Raw genomic sequence first — 23988 nt, forward strand, 5'->3', positions numbered from 1 at the left:
TTGAAGAAAATTTTGCATTCAAAACTTAAAACTTAATAGGAGTTAGGAGTTAAAGAAGATTTTGCATTCAAAACTCAAAATTCCTCATTCCTCACTCTTAACTCCTAACTTTTCTTTTCACTCCTAACTTTTCGCTATGTACCTGAAAACTCTACAGCTGAGACAATTCCGCAATTATCAAGACCAAAAAGTTGATTTTAGTGCTGCTAAAACAATTTTGGTAGGTAATAATGCTCAGGGTAAATCGAATTTGTTGGAGGCTGTGGAGTTATTGGCGACATTGCGATCGCACCGTATGGCACGCGATCGCGATTTAGTTAAAGAAGGGGAAACCATAGCTCAAATAAACGCTCATCTTGAGCGACAAACAGGTGTCAGCGATCTCACTTTAACTCTCCGCCGCAATGGTCGCCGCAGTGTTGCTCTTAATGGCGAGACTCTACGCCGTCAAATGGATTTTCTCGGCGTTCTCAATGCAGTAGAATTTTCCAGCCTAGATTTAGAACTAGTACGCGGCGGCCCCGAAGGTCGCCGCAATTGGTTAGATACCCTTTTGATTCAACTCGAACCAGTTTATGCTCACATTTTGCAGCAGTATAACCATGTGTTACGCCAACGCAATGCCTTTTTGAAAAACAATGTAGAGACGTTTCATGGAACGTCCATACAATCACAACTGGCTTTGTGGGATGCACAATTAGCTACCGCAGGGACACGAGTCATTAGACGCCGCGATCGCGCCATACAGCGATTAGCTCACATTGCTACTGCTTGGCACGGTAACATTAGCGGCAGTACAGAAATTTTGCAAATAAAGTACGCACCTAATATTCCTTTAGAAGACAACCAACCAGAACAAATCCAGCAAGCTTTTTTAGCAAAAATTCAACAGCGAACCTTAGCCGAATTGCGCCAAGGCACTACCCTTGTAGGCCCCCATCGCGATGAAATAGAACTAACCATTAACCAGACACCAGCTCGTCAATACGGTTCTCAAGGTCAACAACGAACCCTCGTTCTAGCCTTAAAATTAGCAGAACTTCAATTAATTGAAGAAGTTGTCAAAGAACCACCATTGCTATTACTTGATGATGTTTTAGCCGAACTAGATTTATCCCGTCAAAATCAATTACTTGATGCAATTCAAGACCGTTTTCAAACCCTGATTACTACTACTCATTTGGGTTCTTTTGATTCACAATGGTTGAAATCTTCACAAATTCTTTTTGTGAAGGCAGGAGAATTAACAATTCAAAATTCAAAATGATGCTCGCGGACACAGCTAATTGCTGCTTTAACAAAATTCAAAATTAAAGATAGTCGAACCTCAGATATCCAACCGGATTCCTATATTTTGTAAAATAAATTTAGTTTGAAGTATTTTTAATGAGGCAAATACGTAAGAATAAAATTACGTTCATTTACCAAGGCCTTGGGGGTAGGGAATAGGGTTGGTGCAACATACAACAGTCAAATACATCGTCCAAAACCAGTCTGTTCCCTGTTCCCTGTTGCCTTTTAATCAGTAAATTAGGAACATTCACATGATTATAGTAATGAAAAGTGGTTCTCCAGAGGCAGAAATTAGCCGAATTAATGAGGAACTAACTAGTTGGGGGTTAACTCCAGAAAAAATTGTAGGAAAACACAAAGTAGTTATTGGCCTAGTAGGTGAAACTGCCAGCTTAGATCCGCTACAAATTCAAGAACTCAGCCAGTGGATTGAGCAGGTGTTACGAGTAGAGCAGCCTTACAAACGAGCTAGTCGCCAATTTCGCCACGGTGAAGCATCGGAAGTGGTGGTTAATCTACCGAATGAAACGGTGGTATTTGGCGAACACCACCCCTTAATAGTGGTAGCTGGCCCCTGCTCCGTAGAAAACGAAGACATGATTGTAGAGACTGCACGGCGTGTCAAAGCCGCAGGAGCAAAGTTTTTGCGGGGGGGTGCATACAAACCCCGGACTTCACCTTACGCCTTCCAAGGACACGGTGAAAGTGCTTTGGAATTATTAGCAAAGGCGCGGGAAGTCAGCGGACTAGGTATTATTACAGAAGTCATGGATGCCGTTGACCTGGATAGAATTGCTGAAATTGCAGATGTGATTCAGGTAGGGGCAAGGAATATGCAGAATTTCTCCTTGCTCAAGAAAGTAGGAGCGCAATCAAAACCAGTCCTCTTGAAGCGGGGAATGGCAGCTACCATTGAAGATTGGTTAATGGCAGCCGAGTATATTTTGGCGGCTGGCAATCCCAATGTTATTTTGTGTGAAAGAGGAATACGCACCTTTGACCGTCAGTATACAAGAAATACACTGGATTTATCAGTAGTGCCAGTGTTGCGGAAGTTAACTCACCTACCAATCACGATCGATCCTAGTCATGGTGTAGGCTGGTCTGAGTTTGTACCTTCAATGGCAATGGCAGCGATCGCAGCTGGTACAGATTCTCTCATGATTGAGGTTCACCCCAACCCTGCCAAAGCTTTATCCGATGGCCCCCAATCTCTCACACCAGACCGTTTTGATAACTTGATGCAAGAATTAGCAGTAATCGGTAAGGCAGTGGGACGCTGGCAGCAACCAGCAGTGGCTTTAGTTTAAAAGAAACTGGGGAAGTGGCAGTTATCGGTTAGGCTGTCACGCATTTAACTTGCACATCTTTATAAGGTTGACTGTTGACAGTTAATCGTCAACAGTCAACGAACTTCACAGGTAACCGTGCAATTAAAAAGCGCAATACCCTGTTATCTATATATGTAACGAGCAGGTATCCATCGGCGACCGCGATTTGTTTGCACCCAACGTCCAGGAACAACTATTCTCCTTCTCGCTTGTACAGGAGTACGAACCCTAACTGGTACTGGTTTTCTGATTACTCTCACTGGAACTGGTCGCCTAAACTGTCGTCTGATTTGAGCATCGGCTTGGGAAGGAATAATGGTAACAACAATTGGTAAAATCAGTGCTGCACTCGCAAGCATTCTTTTAATACTCATTGGCAAAATTTCCTTCTGTAATGTGAAGACCGAAGAGATTAATTTTCGTCAAATATTGAAGAAAAATTGAGAATTCAGAATGCAGAATTTAGAATCAATTAGTGAAGCATTGGCAACTACTATTCTCTGATAAATTTGAGAAAATATGTTGACAAACTTCCCCTGCTTAAAATGAATTGTCATCTGTGGCAAGAAAGCCACAGCTGAGACTGTGCGCTAATTTGAGACCACCAAATATAAAACTTAGTGGCGGATTTAAACCATATTTATCTATCGCCAAGTCACACAGAATGCAAGCAAGAAAATTCTAGATACTTACTTCTGAATTCTGTTTTGTTAATCTCTTGGACAAGTAAATACTACAATTGAACATAAGCATACACCAGTGAAAAAGGTAATTGGTCAAAACATGACTAATGTCATACATAAAAAATTGAATAATGATTCTCTAGTTGTAAAAATTGATAATTTAGAATTTAGATAATTGTAGATTGGGTTAAATACCAATACAGTTCAGATAAGACCAAAACACTTGTAGAGACGGGGATTTATAGCGTCTGGTAAATCCACAATTTCATAGAATTAGCCTTTAACAGTCAATACGGTTCGGGGAAAGGTTAAAGGGGAAAGGGGAAAGGGGAAAGGGGAAAGGTTAAAGGGGAAAGGGGAAAGGTTAAAGGGGAAAGGGGAAAGGGGAAAGGTTACCTCTTATACCAATTCACCAAAATATTGATACACATAAAATAACTTGTACGGGCGAACGGCTGTTCGCCCCTACGCTTACGCAACGGCTGTACCCTGCGGGAAGGCTGAGCTTGTATTTGTATCATTTATAAAGTGAAATGGTAAGTAGGTCAATTTAATTAAACATAAAACAATGCTAGTGGCGTGGCAAGCCTTAAATGTTGCAATAGATTTTATTGTGGGATGGGTGTCCTCACCCGTCCGGGCGGGCAGGATGCCCACCCCACAAGAGTTTACTAATGCACTATTTTAGCTGTGTCAGTCCACTACATTTATTGAGATCTACGTATGACGTTTTTTTAGGTTGAGCTACTTATTACGCCTTAACCTTTTCCCAGACCACAAGGGAAGTTCATACTGCTTATCCGAACCGTATTGGATTAAATACAGCAGATTGTTCGCCGAAAAAAAAAGGCGGGTACAAGACCCATCCTTTAAAATTTCACCTTGACTCAAAAACTGTTATTGTACTTGATTAGGAAAGGCACCAGGTTGCACAGCTAGGTTGACGTTTTGTCCATTGCGGCGTAACTCCAGGCTTAAATTTCCACCGACTTGGCTATTTTCTACAGCCTTTTGGACGCTGCTAGCATCTGTAACTGATTGACCGCCTAGCTTTTGGATAACATCGCCAGCGCGTATTCCAGCTTTAGCGGCTGGGGAATTTGGCATAACTTTTACAACTAATACACCTTTATCTTCATTTACACTCAAACCACTATTAGGATCTGAGTTAATACTTTGTTTTAACTGAGGCGTTAACCCCACCATTTGAATTCCTAAATAAGGATGTTGAACTTTACCGGTGGCTATTAATTGACTGGAAATACGTTGTGCTGTGTTGATGGGAATGGCAAATCCTAATCCTTGCGCCCCTTGGATAATGGCTGTATTCATACCAATTACTTCACCACGGTAATTGAGCAGAGGGCCGCCAGAGTTACCGGGATTAATTGCGGCGTCGGTTTGAATATATTCTACTCGTCTATCAGGAGCGCCGATTTGATTGCTAGTCCGTCCAGTAGCACTGACAATTCCAGTTGTAACTGTATTATCTAGTCCCAGGGGATTACCGATCGCGATCGCCCATTCTCCCGGTTGCAATTGGTCTGAGTTACCCAAAGCTACTGTCGGTAGATTATCGGCTTGAATCTTAACCACAGCCACATCAGTTAACTCATCTTTTCCTAGCACCTTACCTTGCAAGGTGCGTCCATCCTTGAGTGTTACTGTCACCATATCTGCCCCATCTACCACATGGGCGTTGGTGAGAATACGGCCATCCGCACTGATGATAAAACCAGAACCAGTACCCCGTTCTACCCTTTCGCCTGATTCTGGCAATTGGGAACCAAAAAAGCGGCGAAAAAACGGATCGTTAAATTCATCTGGTAACTGAGTTTTTACAGTTCGGGAAGAGTTAATTCGTACTACTGCTGGCCCTACATTTTGCACTACCTGTGTCACAAAATTTGGATCTGTGGTGCTTGGTAATGGAGGAGCAGCATTGACTCGACCCACTGCTAAATTAGATGCAGTCTTAGACACCTGGTCTTGGTGTCCAGCCAGATAGCCACCTGCTAATGTCATACCCGATCCCAGTAGCACCAGTGATAGAGAGGCCGCAGCCTTTTTCCAGGGTGCTGGATTATGGTATTTGGCGTCAGCAGTGTGGGATAAAATGCTATTTGATGGGTCTTTTCCATCACGAGATTGGTTTTGCATTGCTGTTTGGAAGCATATCTAACTATGTATTAATAATGTAGATATTATTTATGACAGTTTTGTTGCAGAGGTATTGCGTTATTGTGAAAGACTGAGTTTTTTACTACTAAAGAACTCAAAAGCGAGAATAGCAAATCTACTACATTGAAAATTGTGACTTTAGTCACGGGTATATTCAGAATTCGGTACGCGATTTGCGACCATACTTGAAGGAAGAAACATGGGACAAGGAAAAATATTACTTCAGCCTGGTACTTTATGGACAAGTGTCAAAGAACGGACTGAATATGCTTTGCAATGTGGGGCGCTGCTGTCGATACCGACAGAATTTGAATTTGTAGAACAGGATGGCGTGGGTTTTTTAGTGCGGATTTTGTCTAATTTGAATCGTAAAAAAGCAGCCAAGGAAAAACAAGAACAACAATCTGCGACTTCAGGGCAAGAATTTAATCCTTTTTTACCCTACGAAGAAGATTTATTTGTGGCGGAGATTTCTGATACTCACGTTTGTATTCTAAACAAATTCAATGTTGTTGACTATCATTTACTAATTATTACCCGTGCCTTCGAGGAACAGGAAAGTTTACTCACCTTGGAAGATTTTACAGCGATGTGGGCATGTCTAGCTGATTTTAATGGTTTGGGATTCTACAACAGTGGCAAAATCGCAGGTGCTAGTCAGCGACATAAACATTTGCAATTAGTCCCCCTACCACTAGCATCTTCAGGATCGCAGATACCCATTGAACCCCTGCTAAAGGACGCACAATTTCAGAACTCCATCGCAACTTTACCAAAACTTCCTTTTTTACATGCCTTCGCCCCCTTAAATCCCAAGTGGGTGGAGTCTCCATTTTTAGGGGGTGAAGCAACATTAGCGCTTTATCATACCTTGTTAGAGACCGTTGGTTTAAATCCAACGCAATTGGGTGCTTACAATTTGCTGATGACGCGGGAATGGATGCTGATTGTACCGCGATCGCAAGAACATTTCCACACCATCTCCGTGAATTCATTAGGATTCGCCGGTGCTTTGCTAGTAAAAAACGCCGAACAAATGCAACTTGTCAAAGACCAAGGGCCGATAACTATCTTGAAGAGTGTTGGTGTTATTGGGCATGGGGCATAGGGAAGGGGAAAGGGGAAAGGGGAAAGGGGAAAAGGGGAAAGATTAAATTTATTCCTTTTCCCTTTAACCTTTAACCTTTTCCCCTATCTCCCCATCTCCCCACCTCCCCATCTCCCTCAAGCAACTACAGGTAGTAAAACATGAGAATTAAACTCGCCTCCACAATTCACGGTTAACGCGATCGTCTGGGCATCTGGTAAAGTATCGCTAGTAGTTATCGCACCGTTTCCTGAATTCATGGCGTAGGCTGGAAAACAGGCTGCGCTTAAACTCAGACGCAGGGCGTTTCCTTTGGCAATTCGGGCACAAGTCCCTTGTAGCTGAATTTTTGTAGAGGGGTTCACATTTCGACAATGTACATATCCTTGAGTTAAATTGTATACTCTTCCGTCAGGATGTACTTCTGATAAAACAGCAGACAGATCATAACTTGCTTGGTCGGCAATACAGTAGATTTCGGCTACCACATCCCCTGCTAAATGTAAATCTTTTTCTAGTGGTTCGCTAGTATAAGTTAAGACATCAGAACGAGAATCAAGATGCGATCGCTCAAATATACCCGCAGGAATTCCGGCATGACCTCCTAAGGCTGGAACTGGACGCCAAGGATCGTGGACTAATACGTCTGGGATATGGGGCATGGGGCATTGGGCATTAGAAAGGGTTCCGGAGTCTTGGCGGATGCTGGCTAGTCCTGTTGTTGACAAAAAGTAGGATTTGTGTGTTGGTGTGGGGAATTTGGGGAAAGTGCGCCAAATATTAGTTCCCATCTCGAATAAACAAACGGGGGACTCGTGCAATAAACCTGTATTTTTATCTTTGAGAAATTGGTCAAACCAACGAATTTGCATTTTATCCACAGGGCTGGCGGCTTTAACACCAAATTCAATTTCGCCAACTTTACGACCCCAAGGTAAATGTGCCCAAGCCCCCACTAATAAATGTTGGGGTTTAGTGCTACGGGCTGCCATATCTTGATATAAATGTAGAGTGCCGCGTAGATAAGTATCAAACCATCCGCCGATGTGAAACATGGGCAAATCAACAGTTTGCAAGTAATGTTTGGGTGAAAGTTTTTCCCAATATTCATCTGGTTGAGAATGTGCCAGCCATTGATGATAAAAGGAATCTGGGGCGAGTTGTTGGAGAATTTCTGGATTAGTTAAAGGTAAATTCCGAGAAGCGGCAAATAAGGCTTGATAGGCTGTTTTATTTCCTTGCAACCGCGCGGTTTCTGTAGCTAATTGAATTGCCCAAGCCAGGTTAGTTTGTAAACAAAATGCGCCTCCTTCATAAGCCCAATCGGTATATAAATCATAGCCAATCATGGCGGGGCAAATTGTTACCAAAGCTTTTGGTTGATTAACTGCGGCATATAGCTGAGTCATTCCTTGATAGGAAAAACCATACATACCAACTTTGCCATTACTACCAGGTAAATTTGCTGCCCAGTTTACTGTATCTTCGCCATCTAATATTTCGTGGGTAAATAATTTAAATTCCCCTTGGGAAGTACCGCGTCCCCGGACATCTTGAATGGCGACGATGTAACCGTGGGCTGCATACCAACTAGGATGGGCATAGACAACAGTAGACGCGATCGCTCTACCATAGGGTTGTCGCATTAATAATACTGGAAATTCACCATCAGCATCCGGGCGATAGATGTCTGCATCCAGGCGAACACCATCGCGGGTGTGCATGGAGACAGTTTGTTTCGGTAGAATTTTCAGCATGGATTTGATAATTTTTAACTTACAAAGAAAGGCAGTCAAGATAAAGCACGTTTCATAGTCAAATATGAAAGTGGTCTTTTCCCATTTCCTACTCCTCACTTTCAAGTCATATCATGTCTGGTTGAAGACTCATCATATAGGTTGACGCGGGGACGCGGGGACGCAAAGACACGGAGAAATTTTATCATAAGTGATTAGCCGGACATGATATCAGTCAACAGTCAATACCGATATTTTTCACAAATGATTTAGGATTGCTATGGTATGGTTTGTTGTTGCGTAAGTCTTAATTAAAAACTTTTACTTGGTGGTGTATTAAAGTAGACCGGGTGTTGCAGCTCTGAGAATTGCTGTATATTCATCTAGTGTCAGGTTACCATACCTGAGTCTATCAGCTACAGTTGACAAAATAACATTTTCATCGCCTGATGGGATTGGTAGTGTTGGGCCGGCAAGCAGCGCTATTGTTGGTGTTGATATGTGAGTAATTGGATCTATATATATAGATCCTGTAACTATATACGTACCTTTACCATCAATTCCTGCTAAATATGTTCCTTCGGGAGAAACTTTTTGAGCAGCTATAGAGGTGATATAAGCACTAGGAGTAATATATGTGATGACTCCCGAAAATCCACCTTGTTGTACTGTGAAAGTGGGTAAGTTGGGGATGTTTGGTATGGTTACTAAAGTTTGTGCTGATGCAGGAGTAAATTTAAAAGTCGCAAAGCTAATAAAACTTGTAATCAAGAAACTAGTTCTCAAAATCATGCCAGCATATCGGGAAAGTAGATTCATCTGAAAAATCCTTTGTTTTTAGGACTTGATGTTTTTGCTGGATGTGGTTTATGCAATTTATAAAAACTGGATTTTCTCAATAAAAATAAGGCTCAATCTCTAACAATTATCTGCGATAATATTATGAAATTTCAATATAATTCTTGAAATTTAAAAGACATAAAAACATAAATTTACGAATTTATATTGTAAAAATACAAACTTTGCTAAGAGTGAAATTATTCTGCGTTACCCAAAACCTAGAGACGTAGCAATACTACGTCTCTACATTTATTACACATAATAAATAATCGGTGCAGTCAAACTACACCGATCGCTGTGTCACATATAATGTAATTATGATTACATCGAACATTTGTTTTATGCCAATGCTGAAGCTTGGGGTTTGGCAAAAATCATCCGTCCGGCTGTTGTTTGTAAAGCACTGGTGACTACTACCCGCAGTTCGCCACCTACATAACTGCTACCTTCTTCAACTACTACCATTGTGCCGTCATCTAGGTAACCAATACCTTGGCTGGGTTCTTTGCCTTCTTTGAGAATTTTCAAATCCAGGTAATCCCCAGGTAAATAACTGGGACGGACGGCGTTCACTAAATCATTGACATTTAAAACAGGTACTTTTTGAACGCTAGCAACTTTAGATAAGTTGTAGTCGTTGGTTAGCAGTGTACCGCTGATTTCTTGGGCAAAACGGACTAATTTGGCATCAACTGTGGGAATATCTTCGTAATCAACTGGGTTGATGAGGATGCGATCGGGGTAAGCTTCTTTGATGCGGTTGAGAATTTCTAGTCCTCGCCTTCCCCGCACTCGCTTTTGGTCTTTGCTAGCATCGGCTACTTGTTGGAGTTCTTGCAAAACAAATTGCGGTACGATTATTTGTCCTTCCAAAAACCCTGTTTCTAGTAAAGCTTCAATGCGACCATCGATGATGCAACTAGTGTCTAAAACTTTAGTGTTGGCGGGTTTTAGTGTTCCTTCCACAACCAGGGATTCAACGGTGTTGGGATTAATGAACCGCAACAAACCGCGTCCGTGGGTGTCTGCCAAATTCATGCCAGTAACCGCCAGGATAATACTACCGACAACTGCCACCAGTGGCTTAATAAATCCGAAATCTGCGGGGATAGGTAACAAAAATAACGGTGCTAGCATGAGGTTGGCTAGCAATAGCCCAATCACTAAACCAATGGCACGAGTTAAGATCGCTTCTAGAGGCATTTCTTTGACCTGTGCCTCTAGGCGACGATATGTAGTCTGAAAACTCAAGCCGATGGCACCACCAATAATAGCGGCAAAAACGGCGATAATTAAACGCAAAGCTTCTATATTTGTCACCTTGTCTAAGGTGCCATCAGGTAGCAGTTCGATGCTGTAGAACCCTATACCCGATGCTGCCAGGATGAATGAAAAAATGATAATTGCGTCAAGCATGGTTATCTTGTATTCCTAGAACTGTGTTAACCGATAAAGTTAAGTATTTTTTATTTCATCGGTAATATAGACTAATCAATATTGACTTACACTAAGGGTTTAGGCAAACAATATCTGCAATTATTATAACCAAAGGCTTTTATCTTCATATTTTTCATTGTTTCGTTGTAAAACGACAAAAATTTGTAAAAAAACTAATCATTTTCATGATTGCTAATTTGCAATGGGACTAACTTAATATTTTTTACTAAAATGAGTCAAAAATTTGATGTTTCTGAAATTGTGAGTTCTGCTTATGTACACATTCCCTTTTGCAGACGGCGGTGTTTTTATTGTGATTTTGCGGTGTCTGTTGTCGGCGATCGCTTGCGGGGCGAAACATCTGGTACTATCTCCCAATATGTTGAGGTACTATGTCAAGAAATTGCCATCACACCAGCATTTGGTCAACCCCTAAAGACAATTTTTTTTGGTGGCGGTACTCCTTCGCTGCTATCAATCAACCAGTTAGAACATGTACTCACACACTTAGAACAGCGTTTTGGTATCGCGTCTGGGGTAGAAATTTCAATGGAAATAGACCCAGCAACCTTTGATTTAGAACATTTAGCAGGTTATCGTAGTGCAGGCGTCAACCGCGTTAGTTTGGGGGTACAAGCTTTTAGTCAAGAATTATTGCAAGTTGCAGGGCGATCGCACTCGGTCGATGATATTTTTGCAGCTATAGATTTAATCCACCAAGTAGAGATTCCCGAATTTAGCTTAGACTTAATTTCTGGATTGCCGCATCAGTCTTTGGAGCGATGGCAGGATTCTTTAAATAAAGCCGTGTCAGTTTCACCAACTCACATATCTATCTACGATCTTATCATCGAACCAGGTACAGCCTTTGGTCGTTACTACAAACCAGGCGAAAGTCCTTTACCCACGGATGAAACTACAGTCAAAATGTACGAAATGGCGCAGCAGATTTTGACTGACGCAGGTTACCAACATTATGAAATTTCCAATTATGCCCAGCCTGGTCATCAATGTCGGCATAATCGAGTGTATTGGGAAAACCGCCCCTATTATGGTTTTGGCATGGGTGCGGCGAGTTATATTCAGGGAAAACGCTTCACTCGTCCCCGTAAAACTAAAGAATATCATCAATGGGTGCAAGCTGGTGCTACCATCGATTGTGAAATCACCCCCCCAAAGGAAGTATTGTTAGAAACATTGATGTTGGGGTTGCGTTTAGCGGAGGGTGTAGATTTAGCAGCATTTGGACAACAGAAGGTAGAAGAAATTTGTCGATATTTGCCATCGTATTTTGATAAAGGTTGGGTGGAAATCGTAGAAGGAAGATTGCGTTTCACCGATCCCCAAGGATTTTTGTTTTCTAATGTAGTTTTAGCAGAGTTGTTTGAAAAATTGGGGTGAGGAAAGATGTGTAAGAGTGTTGACTGATGACTGTTGACTGTTGACTGGAAAGTCAGGATTTATTCTCCTTGTCTCCCTTGTCTCCCCATCCCCCCATCTCCCATTCTCTTAACTTTATGCAAAAAAATCGAGTTAAAAAAGCGATAATCCCGGTGGCTGGTTTTGGTACTCGTTTGTTTCCGGCTACGAAAGTTGTGAAAAAAGAACTCTTCCCCATTATCGATGGAGATGGTAGGGCAAAGCCTGTGATTTTAGCAATTATTGAAGAGGCTATTAGTGCTGGAATTACCGAAGTGGGAATAGTGGTACAGCCAGACGATAAAGAAATATTTGAAAATTTATTGAAAAAACCACCAAAGAAAGAACTTTTTGCCAAACTTTCACCGCAAAATCAAGAATATAGTCGGTATTTACAAGATTTAGGCAGCAAAATTACTCTCTTATTTCAAGAGGAACAATTAGGTTACGGTCATGCGGTATTTTGTGCTAAAAATTGGGTGCAAAATGAACCATTTTTGTTAATGTTGGGCGACCATATTTATACATCTAATTCGCAAAAATCTTGTGCTAGCCAAGTTTTAGATGTTTACGAACAAGTTAATCAAAGTGTTGTCAGTTTAAGTGCAATGCCAGGTGAAATGCTTTATAAAGCAGGGTGTGTCACAGGAGTTTGGCAAGAAGAGTTGAACTCAATTCTCAAGGTGACGCAATTGTATGAAAAACCTCCGATTGAATATGCACAAAGTCATTTGCATGTCGAAGGTATGCCAGAAAATGAATTTTTATGTATGTTTGGTTTATATTTACTGACGCCGAAGATTTTTGATTTTTTAGCAGAACACATTAACCAAGATTTCCGAGAAAGAGGCGAATTTCAATTAACATCGTGTTTGGAAAGATTGCGCCAGCAAGAAGGAATGACGGGATATGTTGTTAAAGGTAAGTGTTTTGATGTCGGTTTACCTGATGCTTATCGGCAAACAATGATTGATTTTATAAATGTTTTGTAAATCAGAATTTTTTTGCTGTCACAAGAAAGACAGAAGTTATTCGCGTAGCGTCTCCAAGACAGTACAAAAACATAAAAGTGTTCTAGCTTATTTACTGAGTTTTTTTAGAAATTCGGCTTCTAAATTTAATTTCATATATTCCCAGCAAACCTGCTGCAAGTAGCAAGGGAAAAAAGTAGTATATTCCACGATAAGCTAGTAAGGAACCTAGAATTGTTGCTGCTGAAATTTTCGATGATAAAAACAACAATATTATAGTTTCAAAGACACCCAAACCCCCAGGAATATTACTAATTACACCTGCAAACATCGCTAGTAAATAAATGGCTAAAAAGTTTATATAAGACAAGTGTATATTACTAGGAAATACTGCATAAAGAACTGCGGCAGCTAAAATCCAATCGAGGCTAGAAACTGCAATTTGAGCTAAAGATATTGGCAAGGAAGGAAAGCGAAATTCGTGTTGACGAATAATTAATGATTGTTTAATGAAAATACTGCCTAACAAATAGATAGCAATTAATAATAAAAAAATCATCCCGATGGGACGTACTGTTGTAAAAGGCAAATGTAGTTGTGTCGGAATTGGTAAAGAATCAGTGATAAATATCAATCCAGCAGTAGCAAACATTCCCAGCCAAAAAGTGAAGTTAGCAAAAGCAATAATTTGAGCGATCGCCACTGCTGAGATCCCCCAATTAGCATAAAATCGATAACGGATAGCACTGCCAGTCAATAAAGCTAAACCTATGGTATTGCTAAATGTAGAGCTAATAAAGTTAGTAAAGGCAATTTTACTCCAGCTAAGGGAACAATTAATATACTTAAAACCTAAAACATCATAGCCAATCATGACTAAATATCCCAAAGCCGTTAACCAAATTGCTAAACTTAAGCGACTTTTAGGAATTGCTGCTAAAGAGTTGAGGATATCACGATAATTATACTCGTGTAATTCACGAGCGATCGCCCACAAAGAAAGTACCAACAGCAACAAACCAAATAAAGAACTAAAATTAATTCGCAGCTTAGACATCCTAAAGAAACTTATCCTAACTTTTGATTTTTAACTGACAATTAGTCGTATAGTTTCCATCTTGTTGACACAACATTGACAAATTACTTGCGTAAACTCTTGATTGCTAGCACGAAATATCCAATGTCTTTGAAAGATGAACTACGAAAAATCGAAAATGTTCTTGCTACTTTCAGTTTTAACTTTAGTTAGCTGTAATTTATCTCAAAGTGTCGTCGCCAAACCACCGCAACAGCAAAATTTACAAATAACACCTCCCCCTTCTCCATCCCAGCCTCACAATGGAGATTTGGCTACTACCCTCAGCTATAAAATTGAAACTTACAACAGTGAAGTTATGGGTGGAAGTCGTACCTACGGCGTTTCTTTACCCCCTAACTACGAACAAAACCCAAAACGCAGCTATCCTGTAATCTTTCTTCTCCACGGTGGACACGGTCATCCTACAGATTGGTTTGTGGAAAATAAGGGACAAGCTCTTAAAACTCTCAAACAACTTTATATTACAGGTAAGTTGCCACCAAGCATAATTATTACACCAGATGGTAACGATAAACGCGGCTCTAGTCCCTACCGAGACCCTGAATATATTGATGGCCCAAACGGTAAAGTTTCCACAGCCTTGGGAGATGAATTAGTAAAAGTTGTACAAAGCCGTTATCGTACACTAAAAAATCCAGATTTTTGGGCTATAGGTGGTTTATCTTCTGGTGGTTGGGGTGCTGTTAATGTAGGATTACATAACGTCAATCATTTCTCGATTTTATTTAGTCATAGTGGTTATTTTCAGGATAAAACTGGCCCGACAAATAGCCCAATAATTTATATCAAAACTATTCCACTACCAGACCAAAAACGATTGAGAATCTACTTCGATACTGGTAAATCGGATACCGAAGAAATTCAAGAAGGTAAGAAATTCAGTCAAGTACTCGAAGGACTAAAAATTTACCATTTATTTCGTGAGTTTCCTGGCGGTCATACTTGGCAATATTGGCGAGAACATTTAGCGGATTCTTTAACATTTGTCGGCGAACAATTCAAATTATCAGAAATAGCACATCAAGCAGAAAATCAAAATTTTGATGCTAAAAAATAATGTCAAATCAGATAATTTTAGCAGAAGTTTTATGGATAAATTATGAGGAAAAAATCGTGTTGAAACAATTCACCGAATTCAGTATATTAAATTGTAATAGAGGTGAATTTTTTTCACTGAAAGTATATGAAGATTTCTAAATTTTTAGTTGCTTTGGTAGGAGCGATCGCACTCCTCACCACTGCTGCTTATTATTATGTATTTATCTTAGGTGCGCCACAACTAGACGCGCCCCAAGAAGAAGCAAATACTGGGTTAAAGTTTCAATTAGCAAACTTCAATTCCCAAGCAATGGGTACTATCCGCAACTATGGCGTAATTTTACCTCCTGGCTATCACAAAAATCAGCAAAAACGCTACCCCGTGATATTCTTACTACATGGAGGACATGATGATGCTCGCGCTTTTGCTGATAAATATGCGATTTTAGATGTGTTATACGAACTTTATAAAACTAAAAAATTACCGCCATCCATTGTAATTACACCTGATGGTAACGATAATCGCGGTTCTAGTCCATTGTACGATCCTGATTATTTTGACGGGCCGAATGGCAAACTAGGAACTTTAATTGGTTCGGAATTAGTACAAGTTGTTAAATCGCGTTATCGCACTTTAGAAGAACCACAATATTGGGCGTTGGGAGGTATATCTTCTGGGGGATGGGGAGCTTTTAATATCGGGTTACGCTATCTCAATAACTTCCATATTTTATTTAGCCATAGCGGTTACTTTACTGATAGCAGCGGTTCGCAAAATAGTCCTCAACAAATTGTGCAACAGCTATCACCTGAAGATAGAAAGCAATTGCGTGTTTACCTAGATGCAGGGGTGAATGATAGTAATTTACTAGCTTCTACTAAAGCTTTCCATGAAACCTTAACTCAACTGGGAATTATTCATGTATTTTATGCTTTTCCTGGAGGTCATGGTTTATCTGGTGCCAATATTGGTTGGAATTACTTTCACAAACATCTGAAAGATTCTCTTTCTTATGTAGGCGAACAGTTTCAAAGAGTTAAGTAAATTGCTATAGATAATTATTTTGAAAATCAGGGGATAGGAATAAGGGTTTGGGATAATTTTGAATGTTTGATTTTATTTTTAAACGCAAAGTATCGCAGAGGTATACGCAGAGGAACGCAGAGTTTTATTAAAAAAGTGGTATTTTGATTGAGAGTTTGAGATTGATTATTTTAATTAATAGAGTTAAAATTCATGCAGATATATTTATTATTTATAAATTAATGACTAATAAGTTAAAAACTCAGATTCTCCTTTGGAGTGCAGCTTTTCTTACAGGTTTAGTTGGAATAGTAAATTTGTTATCAGCGGTAACACCTAACTTGTATGGGAGAAATCATTGGTTAAAGGAATTTTTACCCTTTGAAATTCGTGCAAGTGGTCATATTTTTGCAGCGTTAACTGGGTTTGTTTTACTGACACTTGCTACTAATTTAGTACGCCGCAAAAAAATAGCTTGGTTACTTACTATTGGTCTATTAATAATTTCCGTTATCAGTCACTTGCTGAAGGGATTGGACTATGAAGAAAGTCTGCTTTCTGGAATTTTGTTAGTGCAATTAATTCTGATGCGCCATATTTTTACAGCGCAATCAGACCGTCCTTCCATTGCACAGGGAGTTAGAGTACTTATCGGTGCTTTGTTATTTACCTTGGCATACGGAACTATTGGATTTTATTTATTAGACGGCAAGTTTTCGGAAAATTTTAATTGGCGCGAAGCTGTACTTCAGACTTTGGCGATGTTCTTTACTGAAGATAATTTGGGACTCGAACCAAAAAGTCGATTTGGAGAATTTTTTGCTAATTCCATCTATGTTATTGCAGCAGTTACTATTACATACGCCGTGTTTATGCTGTTGCAACCTGTGTTTTGGCGGAATTTAGCAACTGCAAATGAAAAACAAAAAGCTAAAGAAATTGTCCAAGAATATGGATGTTCTTCTTTAGCAGCTTTGACATTATTAAATGATAAAAGTTATTATTTTAGTCCCTCTGGTAAAAGTGTAATCGCTTACGTGCCCAAAGGACGAGGTGCTATCGCTTTGGGAGATCCCATAGGCCCGGTTGAAGACCGCAAAGAAACAATTGTTGCTTTTCAGTTGTTTTGTCAGCGCAATGATTGGTATCCTGCTTTTTATCAAACTTTGCCTGATGATGTTGAACTTTACAAATCATTGGGATTTCAAGTACTCAAGATTGGAGAAGAAGCGATCGTTGATTTAAAAAGTTTTACATTACAAGGTAAAGCTGGTAAAAATTTTAGACCTTCAATTAATCGTTTAACAAAATTAGGATACCGAATTAACTTTTATCAACCACCAATTGATAATGATTTATTACAGTTACTCAAACCTGTGAGTGATGAGTGGCTAAAGATTGTACAAGGTTCAGAAAAACACTTTTCTTTAGGTTGGTTTGATGAAGCATATTTGCGGGGATGTGAAATTGCTGTGGTGTATAGTCCCGAAGGTCAAATCGGCGCTTTTGCTAATATTATCCCAGAGTATCAACTCAACGAAGCAACTATCGATTTGATGCGACATCGTTCGTCCATTGAACATGGAATCATGGACTTTTTATTTATTTCTCTGCTCCAGCATTTTAAGGAAAATGGTTACGATACCTTTAATTTTGGCCTTTCTGCTTTAGCTGGAGTTGGAGATCATCCAGAATCACGCCGTTTAGAGAAAGTATTACATTATCTTTACGAGCATTTAAATCGCTTCTACAATTTTCAAGGATTACACGCCTATAAAGAAAAATTCCGCCCCCATTGGGAACCGCGTTATTTAGTTTATCCGAGTTTAGCTGCCCTCCCAGATGTAGTTGTAGCATTGATTCGTGCTGATTCAGGCGATCGCCTTTTTGATTATTTTAAACCTGGAGCTTAGATACAAGGTTGAGTTGATAAAAGTACTGAAAAATAGGGTTGCATATTTTTATCTAGCACAAGTACTTAAATAAAGATATTTATCAATTTGAATAACTGTTGCTTGCAAGTATCAAAATACTATGACTATATGATATAAATTTAATTTTTTGAATATATTTGTTCAATACTTTTTTGTAGTTGAATTAGCATTTTTTTTAGAAATTACATAGTAATTATTGACAATAGAGCTTCTTCACAGATAGAATCTTTTTCCAAAGATTTTAATGCTTCAGACTGTCAAAAACTATTGCTATTATTGAGAATAAATACTCATGTTAAATACTGATGTTAGTAACAATTTATTTTCTCATAAAGCGTTAAACACCAATTCAATCTCCTCATTGGATACCTTTAATACTAGAGATAATTACAGTCTGAATTTCAGTGGTCATAGTAGCTATAATTCAACTGATGCTGATGTACAGCAGCTAAATAAAAATACCTCAAAAATTCGTACTAAAAATACTGCAACTAGTAGTGGAACTTATAATTCCACTATCGGTTATGGCTTAATTAATGCAGCAGCAGCAGTAGCTAGAGTTACTGGTCAAAATACCTTTGCCGATGTTCCCGATGTTGGTGGTAATAATTGGGGAGCAGACCTTGTGAAAGCTCCAGAAGTTTGGGCACAAGGATACACAGGTCAAGGTGTTGTTGTTGCTGTTATAGATACTGGAGTTGACCGCAACCACGAGGATTTGAGAAACAATATCTGGACTAATGCCAACGAAATTGCGGATAACGGCATAGATGATGATGGTAATGGTTATGTTGATGATAATTATGGCTGGAACTTCTCCGGTAATAACAACAACACTTTAGACGGAAACGGTCATGGGACTCATGTTTCTGGCACGATCGCAGGGGAAAATAATAACTACGGTGTCACTGGCATTGCCTATAATGCCAAAATCATGCCTGTGAAAGTTTTGAATGACTCTGGCTCTGGTTCTTATAATTCCATAGCTCAAGGCGTTCGCTATGCTGTGGATAATGGAGCCGATGTCATTAACCTCAGCTTAGGAGGTAAATATTCTAATCGCACTTTAGAGTCAGCCATTGATTATGCCAGCAGCAAAGGAGTAATTGTGGTTATGGCCGCTGGTAACGATGGCGAATCATCACCAGATTATCCTGCTCGTTATGCATATAAGTCCGGAATTGCCGTTGGAGCAGTAGATAGAAACAATAACATTGCTGACTTTTCCGACCGTTCTGGAACCAGCGAAATTAGCTACGTCACAGCCCCAGGAGTTAGGGTCTATTCCACAGTTCCCAATAACCAGTATGCCGTTTATAGCGGCACTTCTATGGCTGCTCCTCACGTTGCTGGTGTAGTTGCTTTGATGCTGAGCGCTAACCCCAACTTGACTGATGCTCAAGTACGTCAAATTGTTGCAGAAACCTCAGGAGATAGTACGCCAAGTACAACCTATAGGTTAAATATTTTTGATGTGAATTCTCTATTCAGTCAGACAATCAAACAAACAACAGAATATCTATCATCCAAGACTATCTCTAGTTTTAATAATTCTGATTTTGGTTCTACCATCAATCAGAAATTTACAGAAACAACAAAATATGCGATTCCAGAAACCATCTCTAATTTTGATAATTTTAGTATTAATTCTGTGAGCGATGGCATCATTACAGAAACAACCCAATATCTCACACCAGAAAATATCTCTAGTTGGAATAATTTCGATATTAATTCTGTGAGTGATGGCGTAATTACAGAAACAACCAAATATTTCACACCATCTGAAGATAATAATGAATTAATTAATCCACAATTTTGGGATGGATATGTAAACAACTACAATCCCATTGTCAGCAACGTTAATATTAATAGCCAAGAAAATAATCAAGATGGCAATAATATTGATTTTCCTAAACTCATAGAACAAATGCAAAAACAATTTGAACAATTAGAACAGATTAGAAAATTCTTAGGTTTTGCTTGAAAATTACATAGCAATCCGATTTCAGTTGTGAACAAAATCGGTGTTAATTAAACTTCTTGCAGAAGTCGGGAAAAGGGGAAGGGGAAAGGGGGAAAGGTTTGGTATTTTGCCTTTCCCCTTTCCCCGGTTGGTGAGCTTGTCGAACCATTAACCTTTTCCCTTGCTTAAATGATGATCCCACAAACGTTTTACCGCTCCCCGAAGTTCGGGGAGGGGAGGTTTTGCGCCAGGAAAGCCGGGGTGGGGTAAAGCGAAGCATGATGGTAAGTTAGTAATGTTCTGCAACACCTACAAACTTATCTGACTGAAAATGCCTCGCTGAATCGTCGGGTTACAGGTTCAGTAATGAAGGTCAAAATCGATTTTTTACGAGTTACAATTTCGCCTGTGGCAGCCATCCCTGGTGTAAATTCCACTTCTTGACCCCGGACATTAACTGAGTGTTTACTGAGCTTAATTCTTGTGGGAAAAACTAAGCCCAATTCTTTATCAACTATTGCATTGGGACTGACTTGGACGACTTCGCCCTCCACTGTGCCAAATTCCTGGAAGGGGAAAGTTGCCATTTTGACTTTGGCTCTCATTCCTTGACGAATAAACCCAATATCGCGGTTGAGAACTTTCACCTCTAGGAGCATTTCTTCACCTTCTGGCAAGATTGACAGCAATTCTTCACCGGGTTGTACTGGCCCCTTGGTGGCTTTGACTCTGTAAATCGTGCCACTAACGGGGGCGTCGATGGTTTCCAAAGCTTGTTGCTTTCTCGCCTGCTCTAATTGACCTTGAACGGTGGTGAGTTCTTCTTTACGCTTGTTTAGCTGGGTCAAAATTTCACTTTGGCGTTCTGATGCTACGCGCTGGGCTTGATTTTTTGCAGCTTTGTAAGCTTCTTCGGCTTGGCGAATTTCTTGGGCTTGGGCAGCAATATCTTTTTCTAAAGATGTGACTTTATCTTCAGCCTCTATGATTCTATTCTGGGCGTTGGTTACTTCATCTTGTGCCCTGGTGATTTCGGTCTTTGCACGAGTTAATCTTTCTTGGGCTTCTAGGTAATCAACTCTTGGTACAGCACCGGGAGTTATTAAGGTGCGTAGACTTTTCTCTCTTTCTTCGGCGATCGCCAAATTATCCTCAATTTTGGTACGGATGCTTTGCGCGTTGACAAGGTTGGTTTTGGCATTGGTAACGCTAGTTTTCGCAGCCACTAAATTGTCTTGCAATCTAGTCAACCGGACTTTAGCTTGATCGATGAGTGCTACTTGGCGATTTGCTTCCGCTTCGGCTCCGGCTTGGCGCGCTTGAAAATCTTGCAAACGAGAACTTAAAAGTTCATCTTGCAATTTCGTACCAGCGATTTTACCTCCAGTACGTTCTGCATCCAAACGTTGCAAATCATCCTGAATCAATCTCGTAGATTTGGCTAACCGGGAAACATCGGTTTTCTGTAAGTCTGGATCTTTTTGCACTAGAACCTGACCTTTAGTAACGCGATCGCCATCTCGCACCTTCACAGCCACAATTGACCCTCCACCCAAGGATGTCACCGGTCTTACCTGTGTAGAAGCAATTAATTCCCCTGGTGCTGTTGCAACTTCATCAATTTGAGAGAAGTACGCCCAGCCAATAGCCCCAAATACTATAAAACTAATCGTTCCTGCTAATAACCTTGTGTACAGAGGTGGTAATTCCTGTACAGCCTTTCCTAATTCATAGGAGAGTTGTTCCTCAGGTTGAGCAAATCGCTCTTTTGTCTGACGTGCTTGAGCAGCATTTACAGTTAAAGGAGATCTCATAGGATTTTGGATTTTAGATTTTGGATTTTAGATTTTAGATTTTAGATTGGGGCATTGGGCATTGGGCATTGGGCATGGGGCATTGGGCATGGGAAGAGGACAAGGTAGACAAGGTAGACAAGGTAGCAATCTTTCTCTCCGAAGTTCTGATGCTCGGAAACCTCCGCTCAGACTTCTCTCCTTGTCTCCCTTGTCTCCCCATCTCCCTATCCCCTCATCTCCCCATCTCCCCCATCTCCCCATCTCCCCATCTCCCCATCTCCCATGCCCCATACCCAAATTCAAACTGCCAAATAGCGCCGCAAAAAACTTTCTAATGTTTCCAATTGGAAATTAAAAATCGCTTCTAAATTGGCAATTTCATCTTTTGTGCAGAAAAATTCATTTGCTAGTAATGTGCGAAAGGTTCCTAAAGCTTTTTGAGTTTGGGGATTTAATAAACCCAATGCACCTTGTAATCCATCAATAATAAACAGTGGTGAATTTATTATTACTGGTTCTTTGGCGAAGATCCGACCAAAAATCCGGGGAATATCTTCTCTTAATAAAATCTCCGGCCCTCCCACTGGTAAAATCCGGTTGCGAGCGGCTTCAAGGGTTACGGAATCCACTACCATTTTTGCTAAATCATCAGTACTAACTATAGAGGTACGATTTTTGCGATCGCCAATTAGCAAATACAATCCTGTTTCCCGGAATCGTTCCACCAATGGCAGCAAGTTTGATGCTAATCCAGCTGGGCGTAAAATTGTGTAATTTAAGCCACTTGCTTGTAAATATCGCTCTACTGCTCGTTTGGCTTTGAACACCAGAGCGTCTTCATAACCGCGATCGGCTCCCAGTACGGAAATGAAGACAAAGTGCTGCACTCCATTAGCTTTTGCTTGGTCAATCAATTCAATGTTGGCACGGTAGTCTAAGGATAAAGCATTGCTATCAGAACCGTGGGCGCTGATAATATACTTCACACCTTGAGTTGCTTTTTGAATATCTTTTTCTTGTTCTAAATCGCCAATAAAAATTTCTGCACCGCGATGTTCTAACTCGCTATAGCGCGATGTCAGACGCACAAATGCTCTTACGGACTGGTCTTGCTGACGTAGGAGTCGCACTACTCTGCGACCAATTCCTCCGGTTGCTCCAGTTACTAAAAACATATAAATACCTAAATGTTGACTGTTGACTGTTGACGGTTGACTGTGAACCGTCAACGGTGAACATAAAACTATTCTGATACTTTGTTGCTGGCTCTATTGGCACGTGCCTCGGCGGAAGCCATCACCTCATCGAAATTCTCTAGCACTTCACCAGGAAAGTTTTCCAAAACTTTGGTAGAAAGAGCAATCCGACCTTTACCTTCGTCCAAGTCAATAATTACAGCTTTAATTGATTGACCGATTTGAAATACCTTTTCTAGAGATTCAATGAATTTCTGGCTGATCTGCTTGATATGAAGTAAAGCGCTGATGCCATCTAAATCAACGAATACACCAAAAGGTTTAATTCCAGTAACTTTGCCTTCCACTAATTGACCGAGTTCTAATAAACTAAAGTTGCTAGAACGAGTTGCTAAGCGTTGGGAAAGTATGAGTTTATTGGTGCTTTTATTAATTTCTAAAAAGCCCACAGTCAAAGTTTGACCTTTGAGTGCTTCTAAATTATCGCGCTCGGCCAAGTGCGATCGCGGAATAAATCCCCGCAAAGACAGAACCTCGACGGTGACACCACCTTTATTCACGCCCATAACTCTGACTTGCACTGTCTGGCCATTTTCCTGCATTTGCGCCAATCGTTCCCAGATGTGCTGAATTTCCAATTGTTTTCTAGAAAGAGTGACTTGACCTTCCGCATCTTGTTCTCGGATAATCAGAAATTCGAGTTCCTCTTGTAATGGCAGCACTTCCGATAAATCCGTCACTGCTCTCAAAGAAGCCTCATCCCGCGGCAGAAAAGCTGAGGATTTACCACCAATATCAACATAAGCTCCATCATGGTCAAGTTGGAAAACTTTGCCATGTACAACCTGTCCTTTTTGAAACTGGTAGTCGTGCTTTTCTAGTGCTTTGGCAAAATCGTCCATTGTAAACGACGAATTGGCTGTTTGAGAAAGTTTCGATTCGGAATTCATGAGTTTTGAA

Annotated in this window: 19 protein-coding genes; 9 read left to right on the forward strand and 10 right to left on the reverse strand. The window is 40.3% G+C overall.

The genetic code is table 11. From position 1 onward, the window contains the following. The first annotated feature begins 136 nt into the window (after nucleotides 1-136). On the forward strand, nucleotides 137-1267 hold the full coding sequence (gene recF / locus VF06_RS10180) for a DNA replication/repair protein RecF (protein ID WP_099067143.1): 1131 nt from the start codon (nucleotides 137-139) through the stop codon (nucleotides 1265-1267). A 277-nt stretch (nucleotides 1268-1544) separates the two neighbouring features. Continuing rightward, the gene (gene aroF, locus VF06_RS10185) at nucleotides 1545-2603 is read left to right on the forward strand and encodes a 3-deoxy-7-phosphoheptulonate synthase (protein WP_099067144.1); all 1059 of its coding nucleotides are present in this window, start codon (nucleotides 1545-1547) and stop codon (nucleotides 2601-2603) included. 143 nt (nucleotides 2604-2746) lie between these two features. On the opposite strand, the gene VF06_RS10190 is transcribed toward aroF, so the two are convergent. Both VF06_RS10190 and VF06_RS10195 read right to left on the reverse strand, forming a co-directional pair. Continuing rightward, nucleotides 2747-2998 (reverse strand): hypothetical protein, encoded by a 252-nt coding sequence (locus VF06_RS10190; protein WP_099076513.1) that lies wholly within the window; start codon nucleotides 2996-2998, stop codon nucleotides 2747-2749. Between the two features lie 1206 nt (nucleotides 2999-4204). After that, entirely contained in the window at nucleotides 4205-5467 is a 1263-nt protein-coding gene (locus tag VF06_RS10195) for an HhoA/HhoB/HtrA family serine endopeptidase (protein WP_099072512.1), read from the reverse strand. Between the two features lie 220 nt (nucleotides 5468-5687). On the opposite strand from VF06_RS10195, the gene VF06_RS10200 reads away from it, so the two are divergent. Continuing rightward, nucleotides 5688-6596, forward strand: coding sequence for an ATP adenylyltransferase family protein (locus VF06_RS10200; protein WP_099072511.1), 909 nt, complete (start codon nucleotides 5688-5690; stop codon nucleotides 6594-6596). A gap of 116 nt (nucleotides 6597-6712) precedes the next feature. On the opposite strand, the gene VF06_RS10205 is transcribed toward VF06_RS10200, so the two are convergent. The 3 genes from VF06_RS10205 to VF06_RS10215 form a co-directional block, all read right to left on the reverse strand. Then, nucleotides 6713-8332, reverse strand: a complete 1620-nt coding sequence (locus VF06_RS10205) for a CocE/NonD family hydrolase (RefSeq protein ID WP_180267519.1) — start codon at nucleotides 8330-8332, stop codon at nucleotides 6713-6715. Nucleotides 8333-8647: 315 nt separating this feature from the next. Continuing rightward, nucleotides 8648-9130: a hypothetical protein gene (locus tag VF06_RS10210; RefSeq protein WP_099072509.1), complete on the reverse strand. Its 483-nt coding sequence runs from the start codon at nucleotides 9128-9130 to the stop codon at nucleotides 8648-8650. 360 nt (nucleotides 9131-9490) lie between these two features. Continuing rightward, entirely contained in the window at nucleotides 9491-10567 is a 1077-nt protein-coding gene (locus VF06_RS10215; protein ID WP_099072508.1) for a PIN/TRAM domain-containing protein, read from the reverse strand. 252 nt (nucleotides 10568-10819) lie between these two features. Between VF06_RS10215 and hemW the strand changes: the two genes are divergently transcribed. Then, the gene (hemW, locus tag VF06_RS10220) at nucleotides 10820-11989 is read left to right on the forward strand and encodes a radical SAM family heme chaperone HemW (protein WP_099072507.1); all 1170 of its coding nucleotides are present in this window, start codon (nucleotides 10820-10822) and stop codon (nucleotides 11987-11989) included. 116 nt (nucleotides 11990-12105) lie between these two features. Continuing rightward, nucleotides 12106-12999, forward strand: coding sequence for a UTP--glucose-1-phosphate uridylyltransferase (locus VF06_RS10225; protein ID WP_099072506.1), 894 nt, complete (start codon nucleotides 12106-12108; stop codon nucleotides 12997-12999). A gap of 91 nt (nucleotides 13000-13090) precedes the next feature. Here the strand turns inward: VF06_RS10225 and VF06_RS10230 are convergent, their stop codons facing one another. After that, complete coding sequence (locus VF06_RS10230) at nucleotides 13091-14035, reverse strand: lysylphosphatidylglycerol synthase domain-containing protein (protein ID WP_099072505.1); 945 nt, start codon at nucleotides 14033-14035, stop codon at nucleotides 13091-13093. A gap of 157 nt (nucleotides 14036-14192) precedes the next feature. Between VF06_RS10230 and VF06_RS10235 the strand changes: the two genes are divergently transcribed. From VF06_RS10235 to VF06_RS10250, 4 genes are all read left to right on the forward strand, one after another. Then, a complete protein-coding gene (locus VF06_RS10235) occupies nucleotides 14193-15134 on the forward strand; it encodes an alpha/beta hydrolase (protein ID WP_257208120.1) in 942 nt (313 codons plus the stop codon). 126 nt (nucleotides 15135-15260) lie between these two features. Further along, a complete protein-coding gene (locus VF06_RS10240; protein ID WP_099072503.1) occupies nucleotides 15261-16160 on the forward strand; it encodes an alpha/beta hydrolase in 900 nt (299 codons plus the stop codon). 221 nt (nucleotides 16161-16381) lie between these two features. Next, on the forward strand, nucleotides 16382-18052 hold the full coding sequence (locus VF06_RS10245; RefSeq protein WP_099072883.1) for a phosphatidylglycerol lysyltransferase domain-containing protein: 1671 nt from the start codon (nucleotides 16382-16384) through the stop codon (nucleotides 18050-18052). Between the two features lie 313 nt (nucleotides 18053-18365). Further along, nucleotides 18366-20057: a S8 family peptidase gene (locus VF06_RS10250; RefSeq protein ID WP_099072880.1), complete on the forward strand. Its 1692-nt coding sequence runs from the start codon at nucleotides 18366-18368 to the stop codon at nucleotides 20055-20057. Between the two features lie 296 nt (nucleotides 20058-20353). On the opposite strand, the gene VF06_RS10255 is transcribed toward VF06_RS10250, so the two are convergent. The 4 genes from VF06_RS10255 to VF06_RS10270 all read right to left on the reverse strand — a co-directional run bounded on the left by VF06_RS10255 (nucleotide 20354) and on the right by VF06_RS10270 (nucleotide 23978). Then, a complete protein-coding gene (locus VF06_RS10255) occupies nucleotides 20354-21850 on the reverse strand; it encodes a beta-barrel domain-containing protein (RefSeq protein ID WP_099072881.1) in 1497 nt (498 codons plus the stop codon). 27 nt (nucleotides 21851-21877) lie between these two features. Continuing rightward, nucleotides 21878-22093 carry a hypothetical protein gene (locus VF06_RS10260; RefSeq protein WP_099072882.1) on the reverse strand — a complete coding sequence of 72 codons (216 nt, stop codon included), beginning with the start codon at nucleotides 22091-22093 and terminating at the stop codon, nucleotides 21878-21880. A 38-nt stretch (nucleotides 22094-22131) separates the two neighbouring features. Beyond that, the gene (locus tag VF06_RS10265; protein WP_099072186.1) at nucleotides 22132-23007 is read right to left on the reverse strand and encodes an SDR family oxidoreductase; all 876 of its coding nucleotides are present in this window, start codon (nucleotides 23005-23007) and stop codon (nucleotides 22132-22134) included. Nucleotides 23008-23075: 68 nt separating this feature from the next. After that, nucleotides 23076-23978 carry a S1 RNA-binding domain-containing protein gene (locus tag VF06_RS10270; RefSeq protein WP_099072185.1) on the reverse strand — a complete coding sequence of 301 codons (903 nt, stop codon included), beginning with the start codon at nucleotides 23976-23978 and terminating at the stop codon, nucleotides 23076-23078. Nucleotides 23979-23988 lie beyond the last annotated feature (10 nt).

The sequence above is a fragment of the Nostoc linckia z4 genome, from assembly GCF_002608075.1.
GTDB classification, from domain to species: domain Bacteria; phylum Cyanobacteriota; class Cyanobacteriia; order Cyanobacteriales; family Nostocaceae; genus Nostoc; species Nostoc linckia.

Coding starts and splice junctions, on each gene's coding strand:
- VF06_RS10225 (WP_099072506.1), top strand. CDS start 12,106: ATGCAAAAAAATCGAGTTAAAAAAGCGATAATCCCGGTGGCTGGTTTT.
- VF06_RS10260 (WP_099072882.1), bottom strand. CDS start 22,093: ATGGGGAGATGGGGGAGATGGGGAGATGAGGGGATAGGGAGATGGGGA.
- VF06_RS10230 (WP_099072505.1), bottom strand. CDS start 14,035: ATGTCTAAGCTGCGAATTAATTTTAGTTCTTTATTTGGTTTGTTGCTG.
- VF06_RS10245 (WP_099072883.1), top strand. CDS start 16,382: ATGACTAATAAGTTAAAAACTCAGATTCTCCTTTGGAGTGCAGCTTTT.
- VF06_RS10250 (WP_099072880.1), top strand. CDS start 18,366: ATGTTAAATACTGATGTTAGTAACAATTTATTTTCTCATAAAGCGTTA.
- VF06_RS10270 (WP_099072185.1), bottom strand. CDS start 23,978: ATGAATTCCGAATCGAAACTTTCTCAAACAGCCAATTCGTCGTTTACA.
- VF06_RS10190 (WP_099076513.1), bottom strand. CDS start 2,998: ATGAGTATTAAAAGAATGCTTGCGAGTGCAGCACTGATTTTACCAATT.
- VF06_RS10205 (WP_180267519.1), bottom strand. CDS start 8,332: ATGCTGAAAATTCTACCGAAACAAACTGTCTCCATGCACACCCGCGAT.
- VF06_RS10255 (WP_099072881.1), bottom strand. CDS start 21,850: ATGAGATCTCCTTTAACTGTAAATGCTGCTCAAGCACGTCAGACAAAA.
- VF06_RS10195 (WP_099072512.1), bottom strand. CDS start 5,467: ATGCAAAACCAATCTCGTGATGGAAAAGACCCATCAAATAGCATTTTA.
- VF06_RS10240 (WP_099072503.1), top strand. CDS start 15,261: ATGAAGATTTCTAAATTTTTAGTTGCTTTGGTAGGAGCGATCGCACTC.
- recF (WP_099067143.1), top strand. CDS start 137: ATGTACCTGAAAACTCTACAGCTGAGACAATTCCGCAATTATCAAGAC.
- VF06_RS10265 (WP_099072186.1), bottom strand. CDS start 23,007: ATGTTTTTAGTAACTGGAGCAACCGGAGGAATTGGTCGCAGAGTAGTG.
- aroF (WP_099067144.1), top strand. CDS start 1,545: ATGATTATAGTAATGAAAAGTGGTTCTCCAGAGGCAGAAATTAGCCGA.
- VF06_RS10215 (WP_099072508.1), bottom strand. CDS start 10,567: ATGCTTGACGCAATTATCATTTTTTCATTCATCCTGGCAGCATCGGGT.
- VF06_RS10200 (WP_099072511.1), top strand. CDS start 5,688: ATGGGACAAGGAAAAATATTACTTCAGCCTGGTACTTTATGGACAAGT.
- VF06_RS10210 (WP_099072509.1), bottom strand. CDS start 9,130: ATGAATCTACTTTCCCGATATGCTGGCATGATTTTGAGAACTAGTTTC.
- hemW (WP_099072507.1), top strand. CDS start 10,820: ATGAGTCAAAAATTTGATGTTTCTGAAATTGTGAGTTCTGCTTATGTA.
- VF06_RS10235 (WP_257208120.1), top strand. CDS start 14,193: ATGTTCTTGCTACTTTCAGTTTTAACTTTAGTTAGCTGTAATTTATCT.